General features: G+C 70.8%; 15 protein-coding genes and 1 pseudogene. 8 read left to right on the forward strand and 8 right to left on the reverse strand.

What is annotated here, in order from left to right:
* Positions 1–35: 35 nt before the first annotated feature.
* The 3 genes from ACWDYJ_RS13575 to ACWDYJ_RS13585 all read left to right on the forward strand — a co-directional run bounded on the left by ACWDYJ_RS13575 (position 36) and on the right by ACWDYJ_RS13585 (position 5041).
* Positions 36–1268 carry an LCP family protein gene (locus ACWDYJ_RS13575; RefSeq protein ID WP_451565678.1) on the forward strand — a complete coding sequence of 411 codons (1233 nt, stop codon included), beginning with the start codon at positions 36–38 and terminating at the stop codon, positions 1266–1268.
* A gap of 222 nt (positions 1269–1490) precedes the next feature.
* The gene (locus tag ACWDYJ_RS13580) at positions 1491–3224 is read left to right on the forward strand and encodes an LCP family protein (RefSeq protein ID WP_451565679.1); all 1734 of its coding nucleotides are present in this window, start codon (positions 1491–1493) and stop codon (positions 3222–3224) included.
* A gap of 122 nt (positions 3225–3346) precedes the next feature.
* The gene (locus ACWDYJ_RS13585) at positions 3347–5041 is read left to right on the forward strand and encodes an LCP family protein (RefSeq protein ID WP_451565680.1); all 1695 of its coding nucleotides are present in this window, start codon (positions 3347–3349) and stop codon (positions 5039–5041) included.
* A gap of 69 nt (positions 5042–5110) precedes the next feature.
* Here the strand turns inward: ACWDYJ_RS13585 and ACWDYJ_RS13590 are convergent, their stop codons facing one another.
* Entirely contained in the window at positions 5111–6151 is a 1041-nt protein-coding gene (locus ACWDYJ_RS13590) for a glycosyltransferase family 2 protein (protein ID WP_451565681.1), read from the reverse strand.
* A 186-nt stretch (positions 6152–6337) separates the two neighbouring features.
* Here ACWDYJ_RS13590 and ACWDYJ_RS13595 point away from each other — a divergent pair, with 186 nt between their 5' ends.
* A complete protein-coding gene (locus ACWDYJ_RS13595; RefSeq protein ID WP_451565682.1) occupies positions 6338–7825 on the forward strand; it encodes an LCP family protein in 1488 nt (495 codons plus the stop codon).
* Between the two features lie 42 nt (positions 7826–7867).
* On the opposite strand, the gene ACWDYJ_RS13600 is transcribed toward ACWDYJ_RS13595, so the two are convergent.
* The 3 genes from ACWDYJ_RS13600 to ACWDYJ_RS13610 all read right to left on the reverse strand — a co-directional run bounded on the left by ACWDYJ_RS13600 (position 7868) and on the right by ACWDYJ_RS13610 (position 11390).
* Complete coding sequence (locus tag ACWDYJ_RS13600) at positions 7868–9391, reverse strand: glycosyltransferase family 39 protein (protein ID WP_451565683.1); 1524 nt, start codon at positions 9389–9391, stop codon at positions 7868–7870.
* 142 nt (positions 9392–9533) lie between these two features.
* Positions 9534–10703 (reverse strand): acyltransferase family protein, encoded by a 1170-nt coding sequence (locus ACWDYJ_RS13605; protein ID WP_451565684.1) that lies wholly within the window; start codon positions 10701–10703, stop codon positions 9534–9536.
* Between the two features lie 150 nt (positions 10704–10853).
* Positions 10854–11390: an acyl-CoA thioesterase gene (locus ACWDYJ_RS13610; RefSeq protein ID WP_451565685.1), complete on the reverse strand. Its 537-nt coding sequence runs from the start codon at positions 11388–11390 to the stop codon at positions 10854–10856.
* Positions 11391–11496: 106 nt separating this feature from the next.
* On the opposite strand from ACWDYJ_RS13610, the gene ACWDYJ_RS13615 reads away from it, so the two are divergent.
* On the forward strand, positions 11497–12828 hold the full coding sequence (locus ACWDYJ_RS13615; RefSeq protein WP_451565686.1) for an LCP family protein: 1332 nt from the start codon (positions 11497–11499) through the stop codon (positions 12826–12828).
* A gap of 69 nt (positions 12829–12897) precedes the next feature.
* Here ACWDYJ_RS13615 and ACWDYJ_RS13620 read toward each other — a convergent pair whose 3' ends face one another.
* On the reverse strand, positions 12898–13707 hold the full coding sequence (locus ACWDYJ_RS13620) for a polyprenol monophosphomannose synthase (RefSeq protein ID WP_451565687.1): 810 nt from the start codon (positions 13705–13707) through the stop codon (positions 12898–12900).
* Between the two features lie 24 nt (positions 13708–13731).
* The gene (locus ACWDYJ_RS13625; RefSeq protein ID WP_451565688.1) at positions 13732–14814 is read right to left on the reverse strand and encodes a sugar phosphate nucleotidyltransferase; all 1083 of its coding nucleotides are present in this window, start codon (positions 14812–14814) and stop codon (positions 13732–13734) included.
* A 187-nt stretch (positions 14815–15001) separates the two neighbouring features.
* On the opposite strand from ACWDYJ_RS13625, the pseudogene ACWDYJ_RS13630 reads away from it, so the two are divergent.
* A pseudogene (locus tag ACWDYJ_RS13630) lies at positions 15002–15079 on the forward strand (DUF6879 family protein); the annotation flags it as partial.
* A 263-nt stretch (positions 15080–15342) separates the two neighbouring features.
* Here ACWDYJ_RS13630 and ACWDYJ_RS13635 read toward each other — a convergent pair.
* Positions 15343–16500: an acyl-CoA dehydrogenase family protein gene (locus ACWDYJ_RS13635; protein WP_451565689.1), complete on the reverse strand. Its 1158-nt coding sequence runs from the start codon at positions 16498–16500 to the stop codon at positions 15343–15345.
* Positions 16501–16704: 204 nt separating this feature from the next.
* On the opposite strand from ACWDYJ_RS13635, the gene ACWDYJ_RS13640 reads away from it, so the two are divergent.
* Positions 16705–18054, forward strand: a complete 1350-nt coding sequence (locus tag ACWDYJ_RS13640) for a UDP-glucose dehydrogenase family protein (protein WP_451565690.1) — start codon at positions 16705–16707, stop codon at positions 18052–18054.
* Positions 18055–18409: 355 nt separating this feature from the next.
* Positions 18410–19738: a glycosyltransferase 87 family protein gene (locus ACWDYJ_RS13645; protein WP_451565691.1), complete on the forward strand. Its 1329-nt coding sequence runs from the start codon at positions 18410–18412 to the stop codon at positions 19736–19738.
* Here the strand turns inward: ACWDYJ_RS13645 and ACWDYJ_RS13650 are convergent.
* On the reverse strand, positions 19735–20823 hold the full coding sequence (locus ACWDYJ_RS13650) for a membrane dipeptidase (RefSeq protein ID WP_451565692.1): 1089 nt from the start codon (positions 20821–20823) through the stop codon (positions 19735–19737). The genes ACWDYJ_RS13645 and ACWDYJ_RS13650 overlap by 4 nt on opposite strands.
* Positions 20824–20928: the final 105 nt, after the last annotated feature.

Here is a 20928-nt window from a genome sequence, read left to right on the forward strand (position 1 = left end):
CGGCCGTTCCCGAGCGCCGAGGGGAGGGAACGCGAGTGACGGACAGCGCGGGCATACCCGGCAAGCCACCCCCTGGGCCTCCGCGCGGCCGCAGGCGCCGACTGCTGCGCTGGATCGGGCTCGGGATGGTCCTGCTGCTGCTCTTCGGAGCGACCGGGGGCTGGTGGCTCTACACCAAGCTCGACGGCAACATCACCTCGGACACCTCGGCCGCCGCCGAGCTGGAGCGCTACGAGCGCGAGCGTCCGGGGCACTTCGCCGTCGGCGCCCAGAACCTCCTGCTGATCGGCTCGGACTCGCGCTCCGGCACCGAGAACGCCCGGTACGGCGAGGACCGCGGCGGCAGCGGCAGCCAGCGGTCGGACACCACGATCCTGCTGCACCTGCCCGCGGACCGGAAGAGCGCGACGGCCGTCTCGATACCCCGGGACCTGATGACGGACGTCCCGAGCTGCCTCAAGGCGGACGGGTCGCGCACCGGGGAGCGGTTCGCCCAGTTCAACTGGGCCTTCCAGTGGGGTGGGGCCGCCTGCACGATCCGTACGGTGGAGAAGCTCACCGGGATCCGGATCGATCACCACATGGTGCTGGACTTCGGCGGGTTCAAGCGGATGGTCGACGCCATCGGCGGGGTGGAGATCTGCCTCAAGCGCCCGGTGGACGACACCGAGGCGCGGCTGAAGCTCCCGGCGGGCCGCCAGCTGCTCCGGGGCGAGCAGGCCCTCGGCTTCGTGCGCGCCCGCCACAGCCTGGGCAACGGCAGCGACACCGAACGGATGGAGCGCCAGCAGCAGTTCCTCGGCTCGCTGGTGAAGAAGGTGCAGAGCAACGGGGTCCTGCTGAATCCGGCGCGGCTCTATCCGCTGCTGGACGCGGCGACCTCCTCACTGACGACGGACCCGGGGCTGGCCTCGCTGCGCGGACTGTACGAACTGGTTCGGGGCGTACGGGACATACCGGCCGAGCAGGTCAAGTTCCTGACGGTGCCCCGCCGTCCGTACGCCGCCGATCCGAACCGGGACGAGCTGGTGGAACCGGACGCCGCCCGGCTGTTCCAGCAGCTGCGGATGGACCGGCCGCTGACGATCACCCCGCCCGCACCCAAGTCCGGGACGGGGAACGGGCGCGAGGACGGACAGGACGGGACGGGCGCAGGGACGAGGACTGGACGCGAGAGCCGCTGGACCGCCGAAAGCGGAACCGATGTCGGCCCCGCACCCGTCCCGACTTTCACCGGAACCACGGCGGCCGCGGCCGACTGCCGGTAAAGCAATCCAAAAAGCCGGGACCCGACATGACGGGTTGGGTGGTTTGACCTGGTATGGGGTGAGTGGATTTTGTCACCAGCATGGTTTGCGGCCGACCTGGCCGGATAAGGTGAGCGATCCGGTGCACGGTCGGCAAAGAGGCCCTGCACCAGCAGCCGGATCGTTGACCGCGCGCCTGGGGGGAGGCGCGTCGTGAGGCACCGACGGAGGATTCGAGCAACCGTGGATGCGCAAAGCCGTGGGCGGGCAGACAAGATCGACCCCGCAGACCAGTGGGTCCTCAATTCCCGCACTGGCAACTACGAACTGCGACTGGATCATTCCGCTGCGCAGCAGCCTTCCGTCGCCTCCCCCCGCAGATCCCGCAGATCCTCTGCGGCTCCCCCCGCACCCGTCACGCCGTCGCCCGCGGTACCGAGGCCCCGCCGCGGCGACGGCCCGCCCGGAGGCCGTCGGGGCGGCCGCTCCCGCAAGGGCGGTGGCGGCAACCGGCGCCGCCGGAAGGCCCTGCTCGTCACCGGCGGAACCCTGGCGTTCCTGCTGGTCGGCGGCTCGCTGGGGACGTACCTCTACTTCGAGCACCTGAACGACAACCTCAACGTCATCGACACCGGGCACTCGGGCAGCTTCAAGAAGGACCAGGCGATCAACATCCTGGTCATCGGCACCGACAAGCGCAGCGGCAAGGGCAACGAGGGGTACGGGGACAAGGAGAGCGTCGGTCACGCCGACACCACGATCCTCTTCCACGTGGCCAAGGACCGGTCCAACGCCACCGCGCTGTCCATCCCGCGCGACCTGATCACCGACATCCCGGTCTGTCCGACGAAGGTGGACGGTTCGGTGAAGGACATCCCCGCCACCAAGGGCACCCGCTTCAACAACAGCCTGGGCCAGGAAGGCCGCGACCCGGGCTGCACGATGCGGACGGTCAAGGAGCTCACCGGGATCGAGGTCGACAACTTCATGATGGTCGACTTCAACGCGGTGAAGAGCCTGAGCACGGCGGTCGGCGGGGTGCCCGTCTGTGTGGAGCGGGACGTCAAGGACACGGCCTCCAAGCTCGACCTGAAGGCGGGTGAGCACCGGCTCCAGGGCGAGCAGGCGCTGGCCTTCGTACGGACCCGGCACGCCTTCGGCAACGAGAGCGACCTCGACCGGATCAAGACCCAGCAGCAGTTCCTGGGCGCGATGATGCGCGAGATGAAGTCCAAGCAGACGCTGACCAGTCCGAAGAAGTTCTTCTCGCTCGCGGAGGCGGCCACCAAGTCGCTGACCGTGGACCAGGGGCTGGGGTCCATCGGCAAGCTCACCGATCTCGCGGGTGAGTTGAAGAACATCGACCTCAAGAACGTGACCTTCACGACCTTGCCGGTGCTCGACAATCCCGACGAGCCGCCGAACCGTAAGGCGACCGTCGTGGTCAACCCTTCCCAGGCCGAGCCGCTGTTGGAGATGATCCGTGGGGACGTCTCGCTCACGGAGGTCGAGAAGAAGGAGGCGGCCGCGAAGCAGGCGGCCGACACCGAGGCGAAGAACAAGCAGGACGCGCTGCTCCAGGGCGAGCGCGCACTCGCCGGAGACATCCGGGTGAACGTCTACAACGGCGGCGGCCCTTCGGGGTCGGCGTCCACCACCATGGCCTGGCTGCGGAACAGCAAGGGCGTGTACCGGGCCGACAACCACGGCAACGCCCCCGTGAAGCTCGGCAGTACCCAGCTCGAATACGCTCCCGACCAGGCCGCCCAGGCCCGGGCGCTGGCGGACATGATGGGGCTGTCGGCCTCGGCCATGAAGATCGCCGAGGCCGACGCGGGGTCGAAGACCCCGATGAAGCTGACGCTGGGCGCCGACTTCAAGGAGCCGGGGGCGCCGCTCGGCGCACCGTCCACTCCGCAGCAGGCGCCCGAGGGGCTCCAGCGGATCGAGGCGGACAAGGCGGTCTGCGCGCGGTGAGCGCATGAGCTCAGACGGCGGGCGCCGGTGAGCGGCGCCGCGCTCAGACCGACCGTCGCGTGACGGTCGGTGGCCGGCAGGACCGGCACGATACGACAACAGTGATCTTGAGGGGGGTACGCGTGAGGCACAGCAGCGTGCGGGGGGAGGGGGCGCCCGACCGGGCCGCCGATGGCATATCCGGCGGCGGGACGGGCGCGTCCGGCGCGATACCCCCACCCAGGGCGGGCTCGGGCGGCTCCCGGTCCGCGGGGGGCGGCGGGCGTCCGGTCCGGCGCAGACGGCGGCGGGTGCTGCTCTGGGCATCGTCCGTCCTGGCGTTCCTGATCCTGGCCACTTCGGCGGCCGGGTACCTGTACTACCGCCATCTCGACGCCAACATCCGCAGCGGGCAGCGCCTCAGCGGGGACAGCGGTGTCGAGAAGTCCCAGGCGAACGCCAAGGGCCAGCGCCCGCTGAACATCCTGCTCCTCGGCTCCGACAGCCGGAACAAGCCGGAGAACCTGGAGCTCGGCGGCAACCGCGACAGCGTCGGGAATCCTCCGCTCGCGGACGTGCAGATGCTGCTGCACGTGTCGGCCGACCGGGAGAACGCCTCCGTGGTCAGCATTCCCCGGGACACCCGGGTCGACATACCCGAGTGCACGGACCCGAAGACCGGCGAGAAGTTCAAGAAGACCCACGCGATGATCAACGAAACCCTCGGGCGCGGGGGTCCCGGCTGCACCCTGGCCACCTGGGAGAAGCTGACCAACGTCTACATCGACCACTGGATGATGATCGACTTCTCCGGGGTCGTGCAGATGGCCGACGCGATCGGCGGGGTCGACGTCTGTGTCAAGGACAACGTCTGGGACCGCTCGCTCACCACCAACACCGGCGGCTCCGGACTCAAGCTCAAGGCCGGCACCACCAAGGTCAAGGGTGAGCAGGCCCTCCAGTGGCTGCGTACCCGCCACGCCTTCAGCAGCGACCTGGGCCGGGCGCAGGCCCAGCACATGTACATGAACTCGATGATGCGCGAGCTCAAGGGCCAGAGCGCCTTCGCCGACGCCGGCCGGATCACGGCCCTGGCCGAGGCGGCCACCAAGGCACTGGAGGTCTCCGAGGAGATCGGTACGGTCAAGAAGCTCTACAACCTGGCGATGCAGCTCAAGGACGTCCCGACCAACCGCATCACGATGACGACGATGCCGACGCTCCCCGACCCCCGCGACAGCGACCGTCTCGTCGTGCACCCGTCGGACGCCGAGAAGCTGTGGCTGATGGTCCGCAAGGACGTGGCCTTCGACAAGAACGGCAATCCGCAGGCCCCGGCGGGCTCCCCCGGCGCGACGCCGGGTGCGTCGGCCCCCGCGCCGGGCACGCCGAGCCAACAGCCCTCCACGGCGCCGGTCACGGCACCCGACAAGATCTCCGTACACGTGGTCAACGGCACGGCGGCCGGCAAAATGCCGCTGACGCCCGGGCGCGCGAGCGCGGTCACGGAGGCGCTGGTCGCCAAGGGCTTCACCGCCGCCAAGGCGGACAGCGCGCTCATCCCCGAGAAGACCACCGTCCTGCGCTACCCGGGCGCGGACCTGGCGGACGAGGCACAGAGCGTCGCGGCGGCCCTCGGCATCCCGGCGAGCTCGGTACAGCAGTCGGCTGCGGTCTCCCGTATGACGCTGATCGTGGGCGCCGACTGGCGCGAGGGCGCCGCCTACCCGCAGCAGGCGCCGCCCGAGGCCGGTTCGGTGCCGGACACGGCGGACGCCCTCAACGGCTCGGACACCGGGGCCTGCATGGACGTGTACAAGCCGTACCGCTGGAGCTGAGCCGCGGCGGGGCACCACGCGGAAGGGGTGACCCGGTCCACGAGGACCGGGTCACCCCTTCCGCTGTGCTCAGACTTCCGAGGGATCCGTGCGCACCGACGGGCGGCGGCTGGCGATGACCTTGTCCGCGAGCGCGCGCGGGCTGGTCAGGAAGCCGAAGCCCCAGCACATGTGCATGGTGGCGAGGGCGACCGGGATCTGTGCCCGGGCCTTCAGCGAGAGGCCCTTGCCCGCCGGGAGGGACCCGGCGGTGATCGCCGCGAGGTAGCCGGCCGGGACCGCGAAGGCCCACGGGGTGAGGGCGAAGCCCGCCACCACGCCGGCCGCGATCGCGCAGACGGCGGTGGGCGGGGCCAGGTAGCGCAGGTTGATCGAGCCCGGGTGGTAGCGGGCGACCACGTGCCGCCAACGGCCGTAGTCCTTGTACTGCTTGGCCAGCGCCCGTACGGAGGGACGCGGGCGGTACTGGACCTTCAGCTCGGGCGAGAACCAGATGAGCCCGCCGGCCTCGCGGATGCGGAAGTTCAGCTCCCAGTCCTGGGCGCGGATGAACTCCTCGTTGTAGCCGCCCTGCTGCTCCAGCGCCTCGCGGCGGAAGACGCCGAGGTAGACGGTCTCGGCGGGGCCCGCCTGGCCGCCGGTGTGGAAGGCCGCGTTGCCGACGCCGACCTTGGAGGTCATCGCGGCGGCGACGGCGTCCTCCCAGGCGTTCTCGCCCTCGGCGTGCATGATGCCGCCGACGTTCTGGGCGCCGGTCTCCTCCAGGAGCCGGACGGCGGTGGCGATGTAGTTCGGCGAGAGCATGCCGTGGCCGTCGACGCGGACGACGATCGGATGGCGCGAGGCCTTGATCGCGGCGTTGAGGGCGGCGGGGGTGCGGCCGGTGGGGTTCGGGACGGTGTGGACGCGCGCGCGTTCGCTGGAAGCGGTCTCGCGTACGAGTTCGGCGGCGATCTCATCGGTGCGGTCCGTGGACGGCCCGAGTGCGATCACCACCTCCATCTCGCCTGCGTACTCCTGTCCGAGGATGTGCCGGACGGAGTCACGCAGATGGCGCTCCTCGTTGAGCACCGGCATGATCACCGAGACTGCGGGCTGCTGGGTGGGCATGTCGTCCTTCACGGTCGGGTATCGGTGTCACGTTACCGCGTACGGGGGAACCGGTTGCGCGCCGGACGAGCGGTACGGACAGACGCTGATCGTATGGGCCTACTGTTCTGACGGATCTGAAGCGTCTGCCGGCCGGCCCGGCTGCTCCCCGCTGTTCCCCTGCTGTTCCCCGCGGAGGTGTCCCTCGTGCCCCAGCCGCACCGTCCCACCCGACCCGCCAGGCCCACCCAGCCGCAGCGTGCGCGGCGGGGCGGCGGCCGTCAGGCCCGGCGCCGGGGAGACAAGCCGCGGTGGGGGCTGCGGATCGCGGCCGGGCTGTCGGTGGTGGTGCTGGGCTCCGGCGCGATCGGGCACGCCGTCATGACCGGCCTGGACACCGGGATCGACCGGGTGGACCCCTTCAAGGACATGAAGAACCGTCCGCAGGCCGGGCACGGGCTGAACTTCCTGCTCGTCGGCACCGACGGCCGCGAGAAGATCAGCGCGGACGAGAAGCGCGAGTACCGGCTCGGCGGGGCGCCGTGCAACTGCACCGACACGATCATGCTGGTGCACCTCTCCGCCGACCGGAAGCGGGCGAGCGTGATCAGCCTGCCCCGCGACAGCTACGCCGAGGTCCCCGCCCACCAGGACCTGGTGACCGGCAAACCGCACAAGGCGCACCCCGTGAAGCTCAACGCCGCCTACGCCGAGGGCGGGCCGAACCTGACCGTGCGCACCGTCGAGAACATGACCCGCGTGAAGATCGACCACTACCTGGAGGTGGACTTCACCAGCTTCATGAAGACCGTCGACGCCATGGGCGGCGTGGAGATCTGCACCACCAGGACCATGCGCGACAGCCACAGCGGCCTCGACCTGCCCGCCGGCACCCACCGGCTCAGCGGCGGCCAGGCCCTGCAGTACGTGCGTTCCCGCCACGTCGACGGGGCCTCCGACCTCGGCCGGATGCAGCGCCAGCAGCGGTTCGTCGCCGCCCTGATCAAGCAGGCCACCGGGAGCGGGGTGCTGCTGAACCCGGTGAAGTTCAAGCAGGTCAGCTCGACCCTGCTGGGGTCGGTCCGTGCCGACAAGGGCTTCGGATCCGAGCAGATGCTGGCGCTGGGGCAGGCCATGCGGGACTTCAGCCCCTCCTCCTCCGAGTTCGCCTCGGTCCCGGTCGGCAACCCCTCGTACCCGGTCAAGGGCATCGGCTCGACGGTGAAGTGGGACGAGCCGAAGGCCGCCAAGCTCTTCGAAGCCCTGCGCCAGGACCGCCCGCTGGCCCCCGCCCGGCCCGGGACGACCGGCCGGCCCACGGCGGTGCCGGTCGACGTGCCCCCGCGGCAGATCAAGGTCCAGGTGGAGAACGGTTCCCGGATCGACGGGCTCGGCGGCCGGGTCGACGCGGCGCTGCGCGCCACCGGCTTCGACACCACCGGCGCCCCGGGCAACGGCGCCGGCCGCGACGTCAAGCGCACGGTGGTCTCGTACGACCCCCGGTGGGACCGGTCCGCCCGTACGGTCTCCACGGCCCTGCCGGGCAGCGAGCTGCGCGCGGTACGGGGCCAGGGCAGGACGGTGGTGGTGATCGCCGGGGCGGACTACAAGAAGGTCGTGCCGGTACGGGCGCAGGACCCGTACCAGGGCGAGTTCGGCGTGGTCAGCGGCGACCAGGTGATCTGCGGGAAGTAACCGCGCCCATCCCGTCCCGCCCGCGCACCGTGGGTGGTACCGCTAGCGGACGCGCTCCACCAGGGAGACCTGGAGGCCGTGCACCTTCGTCTTCTCGACGAGCTTGTAGTGCTTCTCCAGCGCGTCGGCCTGCTCCTTGGGGAGCTTGTGGTACGGGTTCGGCGTACCGCTCCAGGTGACCACCCACAGCCGCTGGGTGGTACCGAGGCACTGCTCGGGCCGCTCGCACTCCACCGGGAACAGGTCGTCGCTCGCCACGGCCGAGCGCTGCGCGAACACGTCGCGCAGCTTCACCCGCTCCGGCAGGGAGTACGCGACCTGGAAGTCGACCATGAACACGCTGTCGCCACCCCGGACCGGCACGAAGCCGTCACCGGGCCGGTAGCCCTTGGCGATGATCCGCGCGGCCTCCTCGCCCTCGCGGCCGCTCTTGACCGTCTCCGTGCGGATCTGGCGCTGGTCGGAGAGGCCGAGGAGGATCACCGCGGCCAGGCCGGCCACCCCGAGCGGCCGGGGCCGCAGGGCGGCCAGACCGGCGGCGGCGAGGACCACCCAGGCGGGCATGGTGAAGAGCAGGTAGCGGTCCATGAAGTAGGAGGTGCTGCCCTGGGAGACCACCCAGGCGGCCGCGATCGGGGCCGCGCCGACGAGCACGAGTTCCACGGCGGGCCGACGGCCGCGGGTCCACGCGAGCGGGAGCAGCGCGAGCGCCGCGAGGGCGAGCGCGACGAGCGGCGAACCGAAGAGGGTGTCCCAGACGTCCGCGATGCTGCGCAGGTGCGGGGTCTTGATCCAGCTGATCTGCCGGCCCACCTGGCGCTGCCCCAGCAGTACCAGCGGAACCACCGGGACCAGGGCGACGGCGACCGTCACCGCGAAGCTGACGACGGTGCGCCCGCGCCGGTCCTGCCACCAGCGCAGGAGCACGATCAGGACGTGCGGCAGCAGGAACAGCAGCGAAACGATGTGGAACAGCCCGGCCGCCGCCACCGCGACGGCGTACGGTGCCCAGCGGGCCGGAGCCGAGCGGTCCAGCGCCCGCAGCAGCAACCAGGTCGCGGCGGTGACCGCGAGCACCGCGAAGGCGTAGGAGCGGGCCTCCTGGCCATAGCGGGTGACGGACGGCAGCAGGGCGAAGAGGAGGCCTGCGAAGAGGGCGGTGCGGCGGTCGAACGCCTTGCGGGCGGTCAGCACGACGAACGCGGCGGCGCCGGCCATGGCGATGGCCGAGGGCATCCTCAGCATCGTCGCGGAGTCGCCGAAGACGGCGACCCAGCCGTGCAGCAGCAGGTAGTAGAGCCCGGAGACGGCGTCCACGTTGCCCAGCATCTCGACGAGGTCGCCGGTGCCGCGGATGGCGGCGTTCCAGCTGGCGAGTTCGTCGCGCCAGAGGTTCGGGGTGCCGCTGCCTATGCAGGCCACGGCGAAGGTCAGCACGGCGGCCCACAGCCAGTCGAAGCGGGCCCGGCGCGTCGCGCGCGAACCGCCGCGGTGTCCCGCCCCGTCGTTCTCGGCGGGGCGGCCGGAGCCGGCCCCGGCCACGACAGCCGTACTGCTGGTGGTCATTGCACGTACCTTCCGGATCCATCAAGGGGCAGCTGCGCGAGTGGCCCCGGCGCATGGGGGAATCCGGACCGGGCTCGACGTGTCAGGGTAGATCAGTGCCCGGGGCGGCAACCACTCCCGCACGGCGCCCGCCACCCGTGGTTCACCTGGGGCGGACCGGCGGATCGCTCTTGGGCAGCGAGACCTTCGCCCCGTCCAGCAGCCGCTTGAGCAACGCCGACAACGGCCGCTCGGCGAAGCGGTGGACGAGCCAGGAGAGCAGCAGGATGACGGCCAGACAGATGGCCAGCAGCTGGAACGGGGCGATGCCGTGGTCGCGGCCCCAGCGGATCATCGCCCAGCCGAGCTCCTGGTGGAGCAGGTAGACGGGGTACGTGAGGGCGCCCGCCACCGTGAGCCACTTCCAGCGGATCCAGTTGAGGGCGCCCATCGCGGCGGCGAGCATGACGAGGAAGGCCCCGGCGGAAATGACGGCCATCACCGGCCAGGACAGGGTGTGGTGCACCTCGTACTCGTAGCCGCCCACGGTGATGTGCAGCCGGTTCTGCGCGTACAGCCAGGAGAAGCCGACCACCCCGAGGAGCATCGGGTTCGCACCGAACCGGTAGATGAGGTACATGGCCACGCCCGCGATGAAGTACGGGGCGTCCTGCGGCATGAAGACGGTGTCCATCAGCTTGCTGTCCGTACCCGGCGTGATCACCGCGAGGATCGTCCAGATCCCGCAGAAGGCCAGCACGCGGCGGTAGGTCAGCCCCATCACGGCCACGATGGCGAAGAGCAGGTAGAAGCGGAGCTCGATCCAAAGGGTCCAGTACACGCCGTCGGCCTCGGTCACGCCGAGGGGGCGCTCCAGCATCGTGAGGTTGGTCAGCACGTCGCTGATGCTCATCGGTTCGCGGGCGGCGCGGACGGTCGCCGCGAAGTTCACCACGAGGGTGGTGATGATGATGCCGACCCAGTACGCCGGGTAGAGCCGCACGACCCGGGAAGTGAAGTAGTCCCGGGGGGACCGGCCCCAGCACGACATGCAGATCACGAAACCGCTGATCAGGAAGAACAGTTGGACGCCCATCCACCCGTACGAGGCGACCCGGTGCACGCTCGGCATCAGGTTCTGCGGGGTGTTGCCCCAGACCTCGGGGTGGATGTTGACGCCGGCCCAGTGGAAGGCGACCACGGAGAGCGCCGCTATCAGGCGCAGCCCGTCCAGGACGTAGAGCCGGGGGCGGCGCGGGCCGCCTCCGGCCGGACGGGCCGACTGCGCCGGCACGGCGTCACGCACGGGCAGGGGTGGTATGACAGCTGACATGGGGGCACGACTCCGCGATGTGTCCGGCTCAGGATCTGACGTCACATCTGCTGGCGGGTACACCCGGACGTCGCACGCCACCTTACGGGGGGCTCACACCGGCTCACGGCCCTGCGGCGGATCCGTGATCCGAAACACGCGTACGCGTGGTCAGTCGTCCAGGCCCTCGGCGGAGCGGCGCTCGCGCAGTTCCATGATCGCCTGGCGCCGGGCGAGCCGGTGGGTGCGGCGGATCTGGGCCTCCTGGTAGCGGCGCTCGTCCCGCTCGCTCTCCGGGAGCACGGGCGGGACGGTGCGGGGCTTGCCGTCGGCGTCGACCGCCGTGAAGACGAGGTAGGCGCTGCCGACCTGGGTGGCGGGGGTGGACTCGTTCCACCGCTCGGCCAGGACCCGTACGCCGATCTCCATGGAGGAGCGGCCGGTCCAGTTGCACTGCGCCCGGACGTGGACGAGGTCGCCGACCCGGACCGGGGCGAGGAAGGCCATCTCGTCCATGGACGCGGTGACGGCGGGACCGCCGGAGTGGCGGCCGGCCACCGCGCCGGCCGCGTCGTCCACCAGCTTCATGATGACGCCGCCGTGCACGGTGCCGAGGAGGTTGGTGTCGTTGGCGGTCATGATGTGGCTGAGGGTGGTCCGGGAAGCCGAGGTCGGCTTGCCCGGCAGCTCGCCCGGTGTGTCTGTCATACAGCCACCTTAATTGGGTATTGCAGGCATCAGGTCTGCAACAGCACTGGCACGAAGCCCGCACCGGGGTGTCGGGCGACGCGCGCGGCCAGGCATCCTTGTCCGCATGAGTGACTGGGACGGGTGGAGCGGCGAGCGCGACGAGCGCGGGCGCCGCGATGACGGATACGGGCGCGGCAGCGGGCAGGCCCCGGCGGACGGACCGCAGCGGATGCGTCACATCCGGCGGCAGGCAGCACCGACCCGGCCGCCGGTCCCCCCGCAGTCGCCGCCGCCTCCGGCCGGCCCGCCCGCGTACGGAGTGCCGCCGCAGGGGCAGGGCCCCGACGCGCACGGCGGCTTCGACAGCGGCTACAACACCGGCCAGGTCTACGGGGCTCCCGCGGGCCCCGGCGGCCCCGGCCGGCGGCCGGGCGGCCCCGGCGGACCGGGCGGTGGCCCCGTCCCGGTCCGGGTCGTCGTCGACTGGCGCAAGCGGATCAAGATCGGCTCGATCGTGCTGGTCTCCGCGCTGCTGGTGACCACGGTCTCCACCTACTTCTGGGCCGACTCCAAGGTGCGCCGGGAGGTGGACCTCTCCAAGGTGATCGAGCGCCCGAAGGAGGGCGACTGCACGACGTACCTGATCGTCGGCTCCGACAGCCGCGAAGGTATGTCCGACGCGGAGAAGAAGAAGCTCCACACGGGCTCGGCCGAGGGCAAGCGGACCGACTCGATGATGATCCTGGCCAAGTGCTCCAGCGGGAACACGATGATCTCGCTGCCGCGCGACTCGGACGTGGAGATCCCGTCCTTCGTCGGGTCGCAGTCGGGCAAGAAGTTCCCCTCCCAGGGGAGGCGGGTCAAGCTCAACGCGGCGTACGCGGAGGACGGACCGGAGCTGCTGGTGCGGACGGTGGAGTTCAACACCGGCCTGCGCATCGACCACTACGCGGAGATCGGCTTCGCCGGCTTCGCGAACATCGTGGACGCGCTGGGCGGCGTGGAACTGGACATCGAACAGGGCTTCAAGGACGAGAAGTCGGGCGCCGACTTCAAGGCCGGCAAGCAGACCCTGAACGGCGAGCAGTCGCTGGCCTTCGTACGGACCCGGTACGCCTTCGCCGAGTCGGACCTCCAGCGGACGAAGAACCAGCAGAAGTTCCTGTCGGCGCTCGCCAGCCAGGCGGCGACCCCGTCCACCGTCCTCAACCCGTTCGAGCTCTACCCGCTGCTGGGCGCCGGCCTGGACACCCTCGTCGTGGACAAGGACATGGGCCTGTACGACATGGGCCAGATGTTCTTCGCGATGAAGGGCGTCAACGGCGGTGACGGCGTGTCGATGAACATGCCGATCTCCGGGCAGCGCGGCGGGAACCTCGTCTGGGACAAGGCGAAGCTGCAGCAGCTGGTGAAGGAGATCCAGAACGACGAGAAGGTCACCGTCCGCGGACAGTGACCGGCGTACGGGAAGGGGGCACCCCGAGGGGTGCCCCCTTCCCGTACCGCGATCCCGTACTGCGGGTGGTCAGCGCTTGGCGGCGCGGGCGCGGAGCTTCCACGGCATGGCGATGGACTCCAGCTGCACGGCGAGGTTCATCTTGGACTCGCCGACGGTGCGGTCCTCGAAGTGGATCGGGACCTCCATCACCTGGAAGCCGCGGCGCAGCGCCTTGAACTTCATCTCCACCTGGAAGCTGTAGCCCGCGCTGCCGATCGAGGCGAGGTCGACCGCCTTGAGCGCCTCGGCGCTCCACAGGTTGAAGCCGCCCGTGATGTCGCGGACGCGGGTGCCCAGGATGGTGCTCGCGTACGCGTTGGCCCAGCGGGACAGCAGCTTGCGGTGCGCGCCCCACGCGTCGGACAGGGTGCCGCCCGGCACGTAGCGGCTGCCGACGACGAGACCGGCGCCGGTCGAGCGGGCGACGCCCAGCATCTCGGCGATCTTGCCGGCGGGGTGGGAGCCGTCCGCGTCCATCTGGAGGACGTACTCGGCGCCGTTCTCGACGGCCTGGGCCATGCCCGCCGCGTACGCGCGGCCGAGGCCGTCCTTCGCGGTGCGGTGCAGGACCGACATGCGCGGCTTGCCGTCCTCGGTGAGGAAGCCCTCCGCGAGTTCGTCGGCGATCTTGCCGGTGCCGTCGGGCGACGAGTCGTCGACGACCAGCAGGCGCAGGCCCGGCTGGTCGAGGCCCATGAGCAGCTCGACCATGCCCGGCAGGTTGCCCGCCTCGTTGTAGGTGGGCATGACCACGGTGAGCGGCGTGTGCGCCCAGGTGTCGGGGAGCTTCGTGGTTGCGACGTCGGTCGCGCGGGGAGTCTGCTGCTCGCCTATCACAGGGTTATGCCTCACTGAAGTTGGTCACCGGTCAGAGGAAAAACGGACTGAGGCGGCGGGCAGTTCAGCCTCGCACCACACCCGCACCCCTGCGCGAAGTTCGTTGTCAGCCCCTACGACGGCGCCGTCACCGATGACCGCGCCGTTCACCACCGTGCGAGAACCCACCGAAGCACCGGCGCCGATGAGACTCGCGTTCACCACCGTGTCCGGGCCGAGGATCGCACCGTCCAGCACGATGGAGCCCTGGACGACCGCGCCCGCTTCGATGCGGGCGCCGGCCCCCACCACGGTACCGCCCGAAAGCTTGGCACCCTCCGCCACGTGGGCGCCCGGGAGTACGAGGAACTCACCGCGCCGTCCGGGGACGGCCGGGGAGGAGACGACACCGCGCACGAGGTCGGCGGAGGCCTGGACGAAGGACTCGGGCTTGCCGAGGTCCAGCCAGTACGTTTCCTCGGTGACGCCGTGCAGCTTGGCACCGGAGGCGAGCAGACCCGGGAAGGTCTCGCGCTCGACGGATACCGAGCGACCGGCCGGGATGGAGTCGATGACGCTGCGGCGGAAGACGTAGCAGCCGGCGTTGATCTGGTCGGTGATGATCTCTTCGGGGGTCTGCGGCTTCTCGGTGAAGGCCAGCACCCGCCCCTCGGAGTCCGTGGGCACGAGGCCGAAGGCGCGCGGGTCCTCGACCCGCACCAGGTGCAGTGAGACGTCGGCGTCGGCCGCCTGGTGGGACCGGACCAGGCCGGCGATGTCCAGGCCGGTGAGGATGTCCCCGTTGAAGACGAGGACGGAGGAGTCCGGACCACCCGTCAGGCGCTGGGCGGCGTTGCGGATAGCGCCGCCGGTACCGAGGGGCTCGTCCTCGACGACGTATTCGAGGGTGATACCGAAGGCGGATCCGTCGCCGAAGTAGGGCTCGAAGACCTCGGCGAGGTAGCAGGTGGCCATCACGATGTGCGTGACGCCGGCGGCGGCGGCCCTGGCTATCTGGTGGGCGAGGAACGGCACTCCTGCGGCCGGGACCATCGGCTTGGGGGTATTGACCGTCACGGGGCGCAGTCGCGTCCCCTGCCCGCCAACCAGCAGGATCGCTTCCGTCATTGTCTTCTCCCCAACCGGTTCGGGCGTACGAAGGTCCAAATTTAGCCCATCCGGGGGCGGGCGAAGGCTGGCGGCATCCCCGCCAGGGCCGCCTCCGGCCACGTTCCGGTCACGGCAGGTTCTGTGCGATGAGGATGCCTCCCCGGATTCCGCGTGATCGCCGGGGGCCCCGCCCCGGTCGGGCTGGATCGACTGGGACGACCGGTCGTCGTGGTGGCGAGGGTTCCAGGACCAGGACGCCGAGGCGGTCGCGCGCGGCGTATCCGTCCGCCGGGTCAGAATCGTTAGCGAGCCGGTATGGGAAGACGTGCGCCGGGAGCACTGCACCACCTGCGCTGGATGGACGAGCACGCTCTCGACGGGACGGCCTCGCGCGACGTCATTCACGGCATCGCCCGCCAACTCTGAGGAGCTCGACCATGACTGACACCGACTGGGCGGACGCCTTCGTGCCGGGGCCTGCTCCGATCGCGCACGCGTGGCGGCCCCCGGCGGAGTGCCGGGGGCCGCCGACCTGCGAAAGACCTGTTACGGCAGGTTGCGGGCCATGACGATGCGCTGGATCTGGTTCGTGCCTTCATAAATCTGGGTGATCTTCGCGTCGCGCATCATGCGCTCCACCGGGTAGTCGCGCGTGTAGCCGTAGCCGCCCAGGAGTTGGACGGCGTCCGTGGTGACCTCCATCGCCACGTCCGAGGCGAAGCACTTGGCCGCGGCACCGAAGAAGGTGAGGTCGGCGTCGACGCGTTCGGACTTGGCGGCGGCCGCGTACGTCAGCTGGCGGGCGGCCTCGATCTTCATGGCCATGTCCGCGAGCATGAACTGCACGCCCTGGAAGTCGCCGATCGGCTTGCCGAACTGCTTGCGCTCCTGGACGTAGCCCTTGGCGTAGTCCAGGGCGCCCTGCGCGATGCCGAGGGCCTGGGCCGCGATCGTGATGCGGGTGTGGTCCAGGGTCTTCATCGCGGTGGCGAATCCGGTGCCCTCGGCGCCGATCATGCGGTCGGCGGGGATCCGTACGTTGTCGAGGTAGACCTCGCGCGTCGGGGAGCCCTTGATGCCGAGCTTCTTCTCCGGGGCGCCGAAGGAGACGCCCTCGTCGGACTTCTCGACGACGAAGGCCGAGATGCCCTTCGAGCGCTTCTCCGGGTCGGTGACCGCCATGACCGTGTAGTAGTCGGAGACGCCCGCGTTGGTGATCCAGCGCTTGACGCCGTTGAGGACCCAGAAGTCCCCGTCGCGCACCGCGCGGGTCTTCATGCCGGCCGCGTCGGAGCCCGCGTCGGGCTCGGAGAGCGCGTACGAGAACATCGCGTCGCCCTTGGCCAGCGGGCCGAGGTACTTGGCCTTGAGCTCCTCCGAACCGGAAAGGATCACCGGGAGGGAGCCGAGCTTGTTCACGGCCGGGATGAGGGAGGAGGAGGCGCAGACGCGGGCCACCTCTTCGATGACGATCACGGTGGCGAGGGCGTCCGCCCCGGCGCCGCCGTAGGTCTCGGGCACGTGGACGGCGTGCAGGTCGCTGGCCACCAGGGCGTCGAGGGCCTCCTGCGGGAAGCGGGACTCCTCGTCGACCGCCGCCGCGAACGGCAGGATCTTCGCCTCGGCGAGCGAGCGGACGGACTCGCGGAGCATGTCGTGCTCCTCGGCCGGGCGGTACAGGTCGAAGTCGGCAGAACCCGCCAAGATCTCTCACTCCCCAGGGTGATGCGTGATGCTAACTACCGTTAAGTAACCGAAGCTTAGTGTCCGCCGCCCGGGCAGCGATATGCGGCGCGTACGTGAGCTTCGTGACAGCGGGGGCGCCGGTGGTGCCTTACGGGAAACCTCCCCGCTCACGGGCCCGACTATGCTCGGTGCCGCACACGGCCCCGCACCTCTGGAGCACTCATGGCCCCCCTCAAGATCACTGTGATCGGCACCGGCTACCTCGGCGCGACGCACGCCGCCGCGATGGCCGAGCTCGGTTTCGAGGTGCTGGGGCTCGACGTCGTCCCGGAGAAGATCGAGATGCTCTCGGCCGGCCGGGTCCCGATGTACGAACCGGGGCTGGAGGAGCTGCTCGGCGCGCACGTGGCCGGACTGCCGGGGTCCTCGGGGCGGCTGCGGTTCACCACCTCCTGGGAGGAGGTGGGCGCCTTCGGCGACATCCACTTCGTGTGCGTGAACACTCCGCAGAAGCACGGCGAGTACGCGTGTGACATGTCCTACGTCGACTCCGCGATGTCATCCCTGGCCGCGCACCTGACCCGGCCGGCCCTCGTGGTGGGCAAGTCGACCGTGCCGGTGGGCTCCGCCGAGCGGCTGGCGGCCAAGCTCGTCGCCCTCGCCCCGGCCGGCCACGACGTGGAGCTGGCCTGGAACCCCGAGTTCCTGCGCGAGGGCTTCGCCGTCCAGGACACGCTGCACCCCGACCGGATCGTCATCGGCGTCGGGCCCGAGGGTGAGCGGGCCGAGAAGCTGCTGCGGGAGGTGTACGAGACGCCGATGTCGGAGGGGACCCCGCTGGTCATCACCGACTACCCGACCGCCGAGCTGGTGAAGACCGCCGCCAATTCGTTCCTGGCGACGAAGATCTCCTTCATCAACGCGATGGCGGAGGTGTGCGAGGCCGCCGGCGGTGACGTGGTGAAGCTGGCGGAGGCCATCGGCTACGACGAGCGGATCGGCGCCAAGTTCCTGCGGGCCGGGATCGGCTTCGGCGGCGGGTGCCTGCCGAAGGACATCCGGGCGTTCATGGCGCGGGCGGGTGAGCTGGGCGCCGACCAGGCGCTGACGTTCCTGCGCGAGGTGGACTCCATCAACATGCGGCGTCGCGGGCACATGGTCGAGCTCGCCCGCGAGGCGGTGGGTGGGTCGTTCCTCGGCAAGCGCGTCGCGGTGCTCGGCGCCACCTTCAAGCCCGACTCCGACGATGTGCGGGATTCGCCCGCGCTGAACGTGGCCGGGCAGATCCACCTTCAGGGCGGACAGGTCACGGTGTACGACCCCAAGGGCATGGACAACGCCCGGCGGGTCTTCCCCACGCTGGGGTACGCGGACTCCGCGCTGGACGCGGCCCGCGGCGCAGAGGTGGTCCTCCACCTCACCGAATGGCGCGAGTTCCGCGAGCTCAACCCGGCCGGTCTGGGCGAGGTCGTCACCGACCGTCTCATCCTCGACGGCCGCAACGCCCTCGATCCCGTCCTCTGGCGGGCCGCGGGCTGGACGTACCGGGCCATGGGCCGACCGCACGCGTAGCGAACCCCACCCGGCCACCCGACGGACGGAGTCCGGCGCAGCGGCACGAAGCCCGGAAGGCCCCCAGGGCCGAACGGCGCGAGAGCCGCGTCAAGAGGGTGACCCCGTCCTCCGGCGGGCCGCCGGGTGGACCTACCGGGCCATGGGCCGCCCGCACGCGTAGCGAACCCCACCCGGCCACCCGGCGGAGAGAGGGCCGCGTCCGAGGGTGCTTCGGTGCGGTGGGGGCCACCGCGGGCTGGACGTACCGGCCATGGGGCGACCCACGCCTGACCCCCGCCCGGCGCGTCGACAAGCAATGGCCCGCCGGGGCCGAGCCGTGCGAGCGGCGCGTCAAGAACTACACTTCGGGCCGATGACCACGACCAGCAGCCCTCGGACCAACTCCGGCGCATCCGCGGCGGCGGGGCCCGCCGCGCGTGAGCGGCGGGGATCCTTTGACGCGGCCATGCGAGGACGCGGCGCCCTGCTGGGCATCGCGGGTTTCTGGCTGGCCACTCGAGCCGCGATGCTCTACATGCTCGTCAACAACGTCTTCAGCTCCAACGTCGTCCGCGTAGAGGTCACCGCGACCTACCACAACTGGTACGACGTCCTGGTCACGTGGACGATGCCGCCGAACGACATCATGTGGCAGTACCCGCCGGCGGCCGCGGCGATCTTCCTGTCGCCCGACCTGCTGCCCTTCCTCACCTACTTCCAGGCCTTCGTCGCCCTGACGGTGCTCTGCGACGCGGTGATCCTGATCGGCCTCCAGCGTGCCGCCCGGCGCAACGACGGCAGCATGGCCGGCGCCGTGCTGTGGCTGGTCTCGCTGCCGCTGCTGATGGCCACTCCGTTCGCCCGCTACGACGTCCAGGTGACCCTGTTCGCCGTCGCCTCGCTGCTCTGCCTGCGCTACCGCGCGAGGCTCGGCGGTGTCATCGCCGGCATCGGCGCCATGGTCAAGGTGTGGCCGCTGCTGGCCCTGCTCGGCACCCCGCGCGGAAAGTCGACGCGGGACGCCGTCGTCGCGGCGGCGCTCTCCTGCGTCGCGCTGCTCGCCGTCTTCGCGGCGCTCTTCCGCGACAGCCTCGGCTTCCTGGGCAACCAGGGCGACCGCGGCGTCCAGATCGAGTCCCTCGGCGGTTCCGCGCTGATGGCGGCCAAGCTCCTCGACCTCTGGCCCGGCGAGATCACGTTCCAGTACGGCGCCTTCGAGTACGTCGGCCCGTACGTGCCGGCAATCGCGCGGGCCTCCCTGGGCCTCACCGTGATCGGCTTCCTGCTGCTCCTGCTGTGGCGCGTCAAGGCCGGCCGCTGGTCGAACGCCACCCCGTTCGACGCCGCACTCTGCGCCATCATGCTGTTCACGGTCACCAGCCGGGTCATCAGCCCGCAGTACATGATCTGGCTGCTCGGCCTCGCGGCCGTCTGCCTGACCTCGCGGCACACCACCCAGCGCCCGATCGCGTGGCTGCTGGTCGTCGCCACCGTGCTCACCACGCTGATCTTCCCAGTCTGGTACGGCGAGGACATCCTCGCCACCACCACGCTCGGCACCGTCCTGCTGTGCGCGCGCAACGGCATCCTGCTCTACGCCACGGTGTGGTCCGGCCTGCGCCTGTGGAAGGCCACGGTCGTGCCGAAGCACGAGCTGTCGGTGCCGCGGTCCGCGTCGGCGAAGGTGTCCGCCTCCGCCTAGGCCCTGTCGTAAGCGGTGCGATGGTGCTGTGCGGCGCGCGAGGTGAACTCCGCGTCGCGCAGCACCCTCTGGGCGTTGCCCCAGGTCAGCAGGGCCAGGTCGGACTCCGGCCAGCCCCGGTCCAGCAGTTCCGCGATCAGCCTCGGGTAGCCCGAGGGGTCGGTCAGACCGGCCGGCCGCGGGTTCCCCTGCTCGGCGCCGAAGGTGGCGCCGAGGCCGACGCCGTTCGGGCCCGCGAGCGCCCGTACGTGGTCCACGTGGTCGGCCACCGCGTGCAGGGAGTCCCCGGTCCGCGCGGTGTCGAAGGTGACCATCGCCAGTCCGTTCGCCGCCCGCAGCGCCAGCAGCACCTCGTCCGTGACGTTTCCCGGATGCGGGTTGAGCGCCGCCGCGCCCGTGTTCGAGATGATCACCGGCGCCTTGGAGGCGGTCGCGAGCTGACAGGCCGCCACCGCGGAGCAGCCGGTCAGGTCCAGCAGCATCGCCAGCCGGTTCATCTCGATGACCACCTCGTGGCCGAAGTCCGTCAGCTCCTCCCGCGCCCAGGGCGCTCCCGCGGGCGCGACGATCCGTACGCCGAGCGCGTGGAAGGCGCGGAGCGCGCCCAGCGAGCCGGTCAGCGTACGGCCGGCCACGGGGCCCAGGAAGGAGGCGATCCGGCCGCGGTTGCGGGCGTCGGCCATGTCGTCGGCGGTCAGCGCGAGGGAGAGGTGGTCGGGGTAGCGGCGGATCAGGGTCCGCGCCACGTCGATCTGTTCCAGGGTCTCGGAGACGGCCTTGTCGTCGCCCGCGGCCGCCTGCGGGGGAAGCAGCGACCAGAACTGCGTGCCCACGCCGCCGGCGCGCAGCCGGGGGATGTCGGTGTCGACGCCGGAGTCCGGGGTGTCGATGTCGTGGTACGGGCTCTGGCGCAGGGTCCGGACCAGGGTGTTGCACCCGTCCGCAACGGGATGGACCGCAAGGAGCGCGGCGGCCCGGTCCAGGGCGGCGGCCGGCGGCGCGGCGGGGGCGTCCTCGGCGCCCAGCGAGCCGGGGGCCTCCGGGGCGGTGGGGGCGTCGTGCGGGTCTTCCTGCAGGTCGGCCATGTCGTTCGCTCCGGTCTCGGCGGCGCGGGGAGATGGTGCCGGTGGTGCCGGTGGTGCCGGTGCCACCGTGACATGGGGGACCGCCGGGTCGCCTGGCGGATGTGG

Source organism: Streptomyces sp. NPDC003042 (assembly GCF_053591315.1).

Coding starts and splice junctions, on each gene's coding strand:
- ACWDYJ_RS13590 (WP_451565681.1), bottom strand. CDS start 6,151: ATGCCCACCCAGCAGCCCGCAGTCTCGGTGATCATGCCGGTGCTCAAC.
- ACWDYJ_RS13600 (WP_451565683.1), bottom strand. CDS start 9,391: ATGACCACCAGCAGTACGGCTGTCGTGGCCGGGGCCGGCTCCGGCCGC.
- ACWDYJ_RS13605 (WP_451565684.1), bottom strand. CDS start 10,703: ATGTCAGCTGTCATACCACCCCTGCCCGTGCGTGACGCCGTGCCGGCG.
- ACWDYJ_RS13610 (WP_451565685.1), bottom strand. CDS start 11,390: ATGACAGACACACCGGGCGAGCTGCCGGGCAAGCCGACCTCGGCTTCC.
- ACWDYJ_RS13615 (WP_451565686.1), top strand. CDS start 11,497: ATGAGTGACTGGGACGGGTGGAGCGGCGAGCGCGACGAGCGCGGGCGC.
- ACWDYJ_RS13625 (WP_451565688.1), bottom strand. CDS start 14,814: ATGACGGAAGCGATCCTGCTGGTTGGCGGGCAGGGGACGCGACTGCGC.
- ACWDYJ_RS13640 (WP_451565690.1), top strand. CDS start 16,705: ATGGCCCCCCTCAAGATCACTGTGATCGGCACCGGCTACCTCGGCGCG.
- ACWDYJ_RS13645 (WP_451565691.1), top strand. CDS start 18,410: ATGACCACGACCAGCAGCCCTCGGACCAACTCCGGCGCATCCGCGGCG.
- ACWDYJ_RS13650 (WP_451565692.1), bottom strand. CDS start 20,823: ATGGCCGACCTGCAGGAAGACCCGCACGACGCCCCCACCGCCCCGGAG.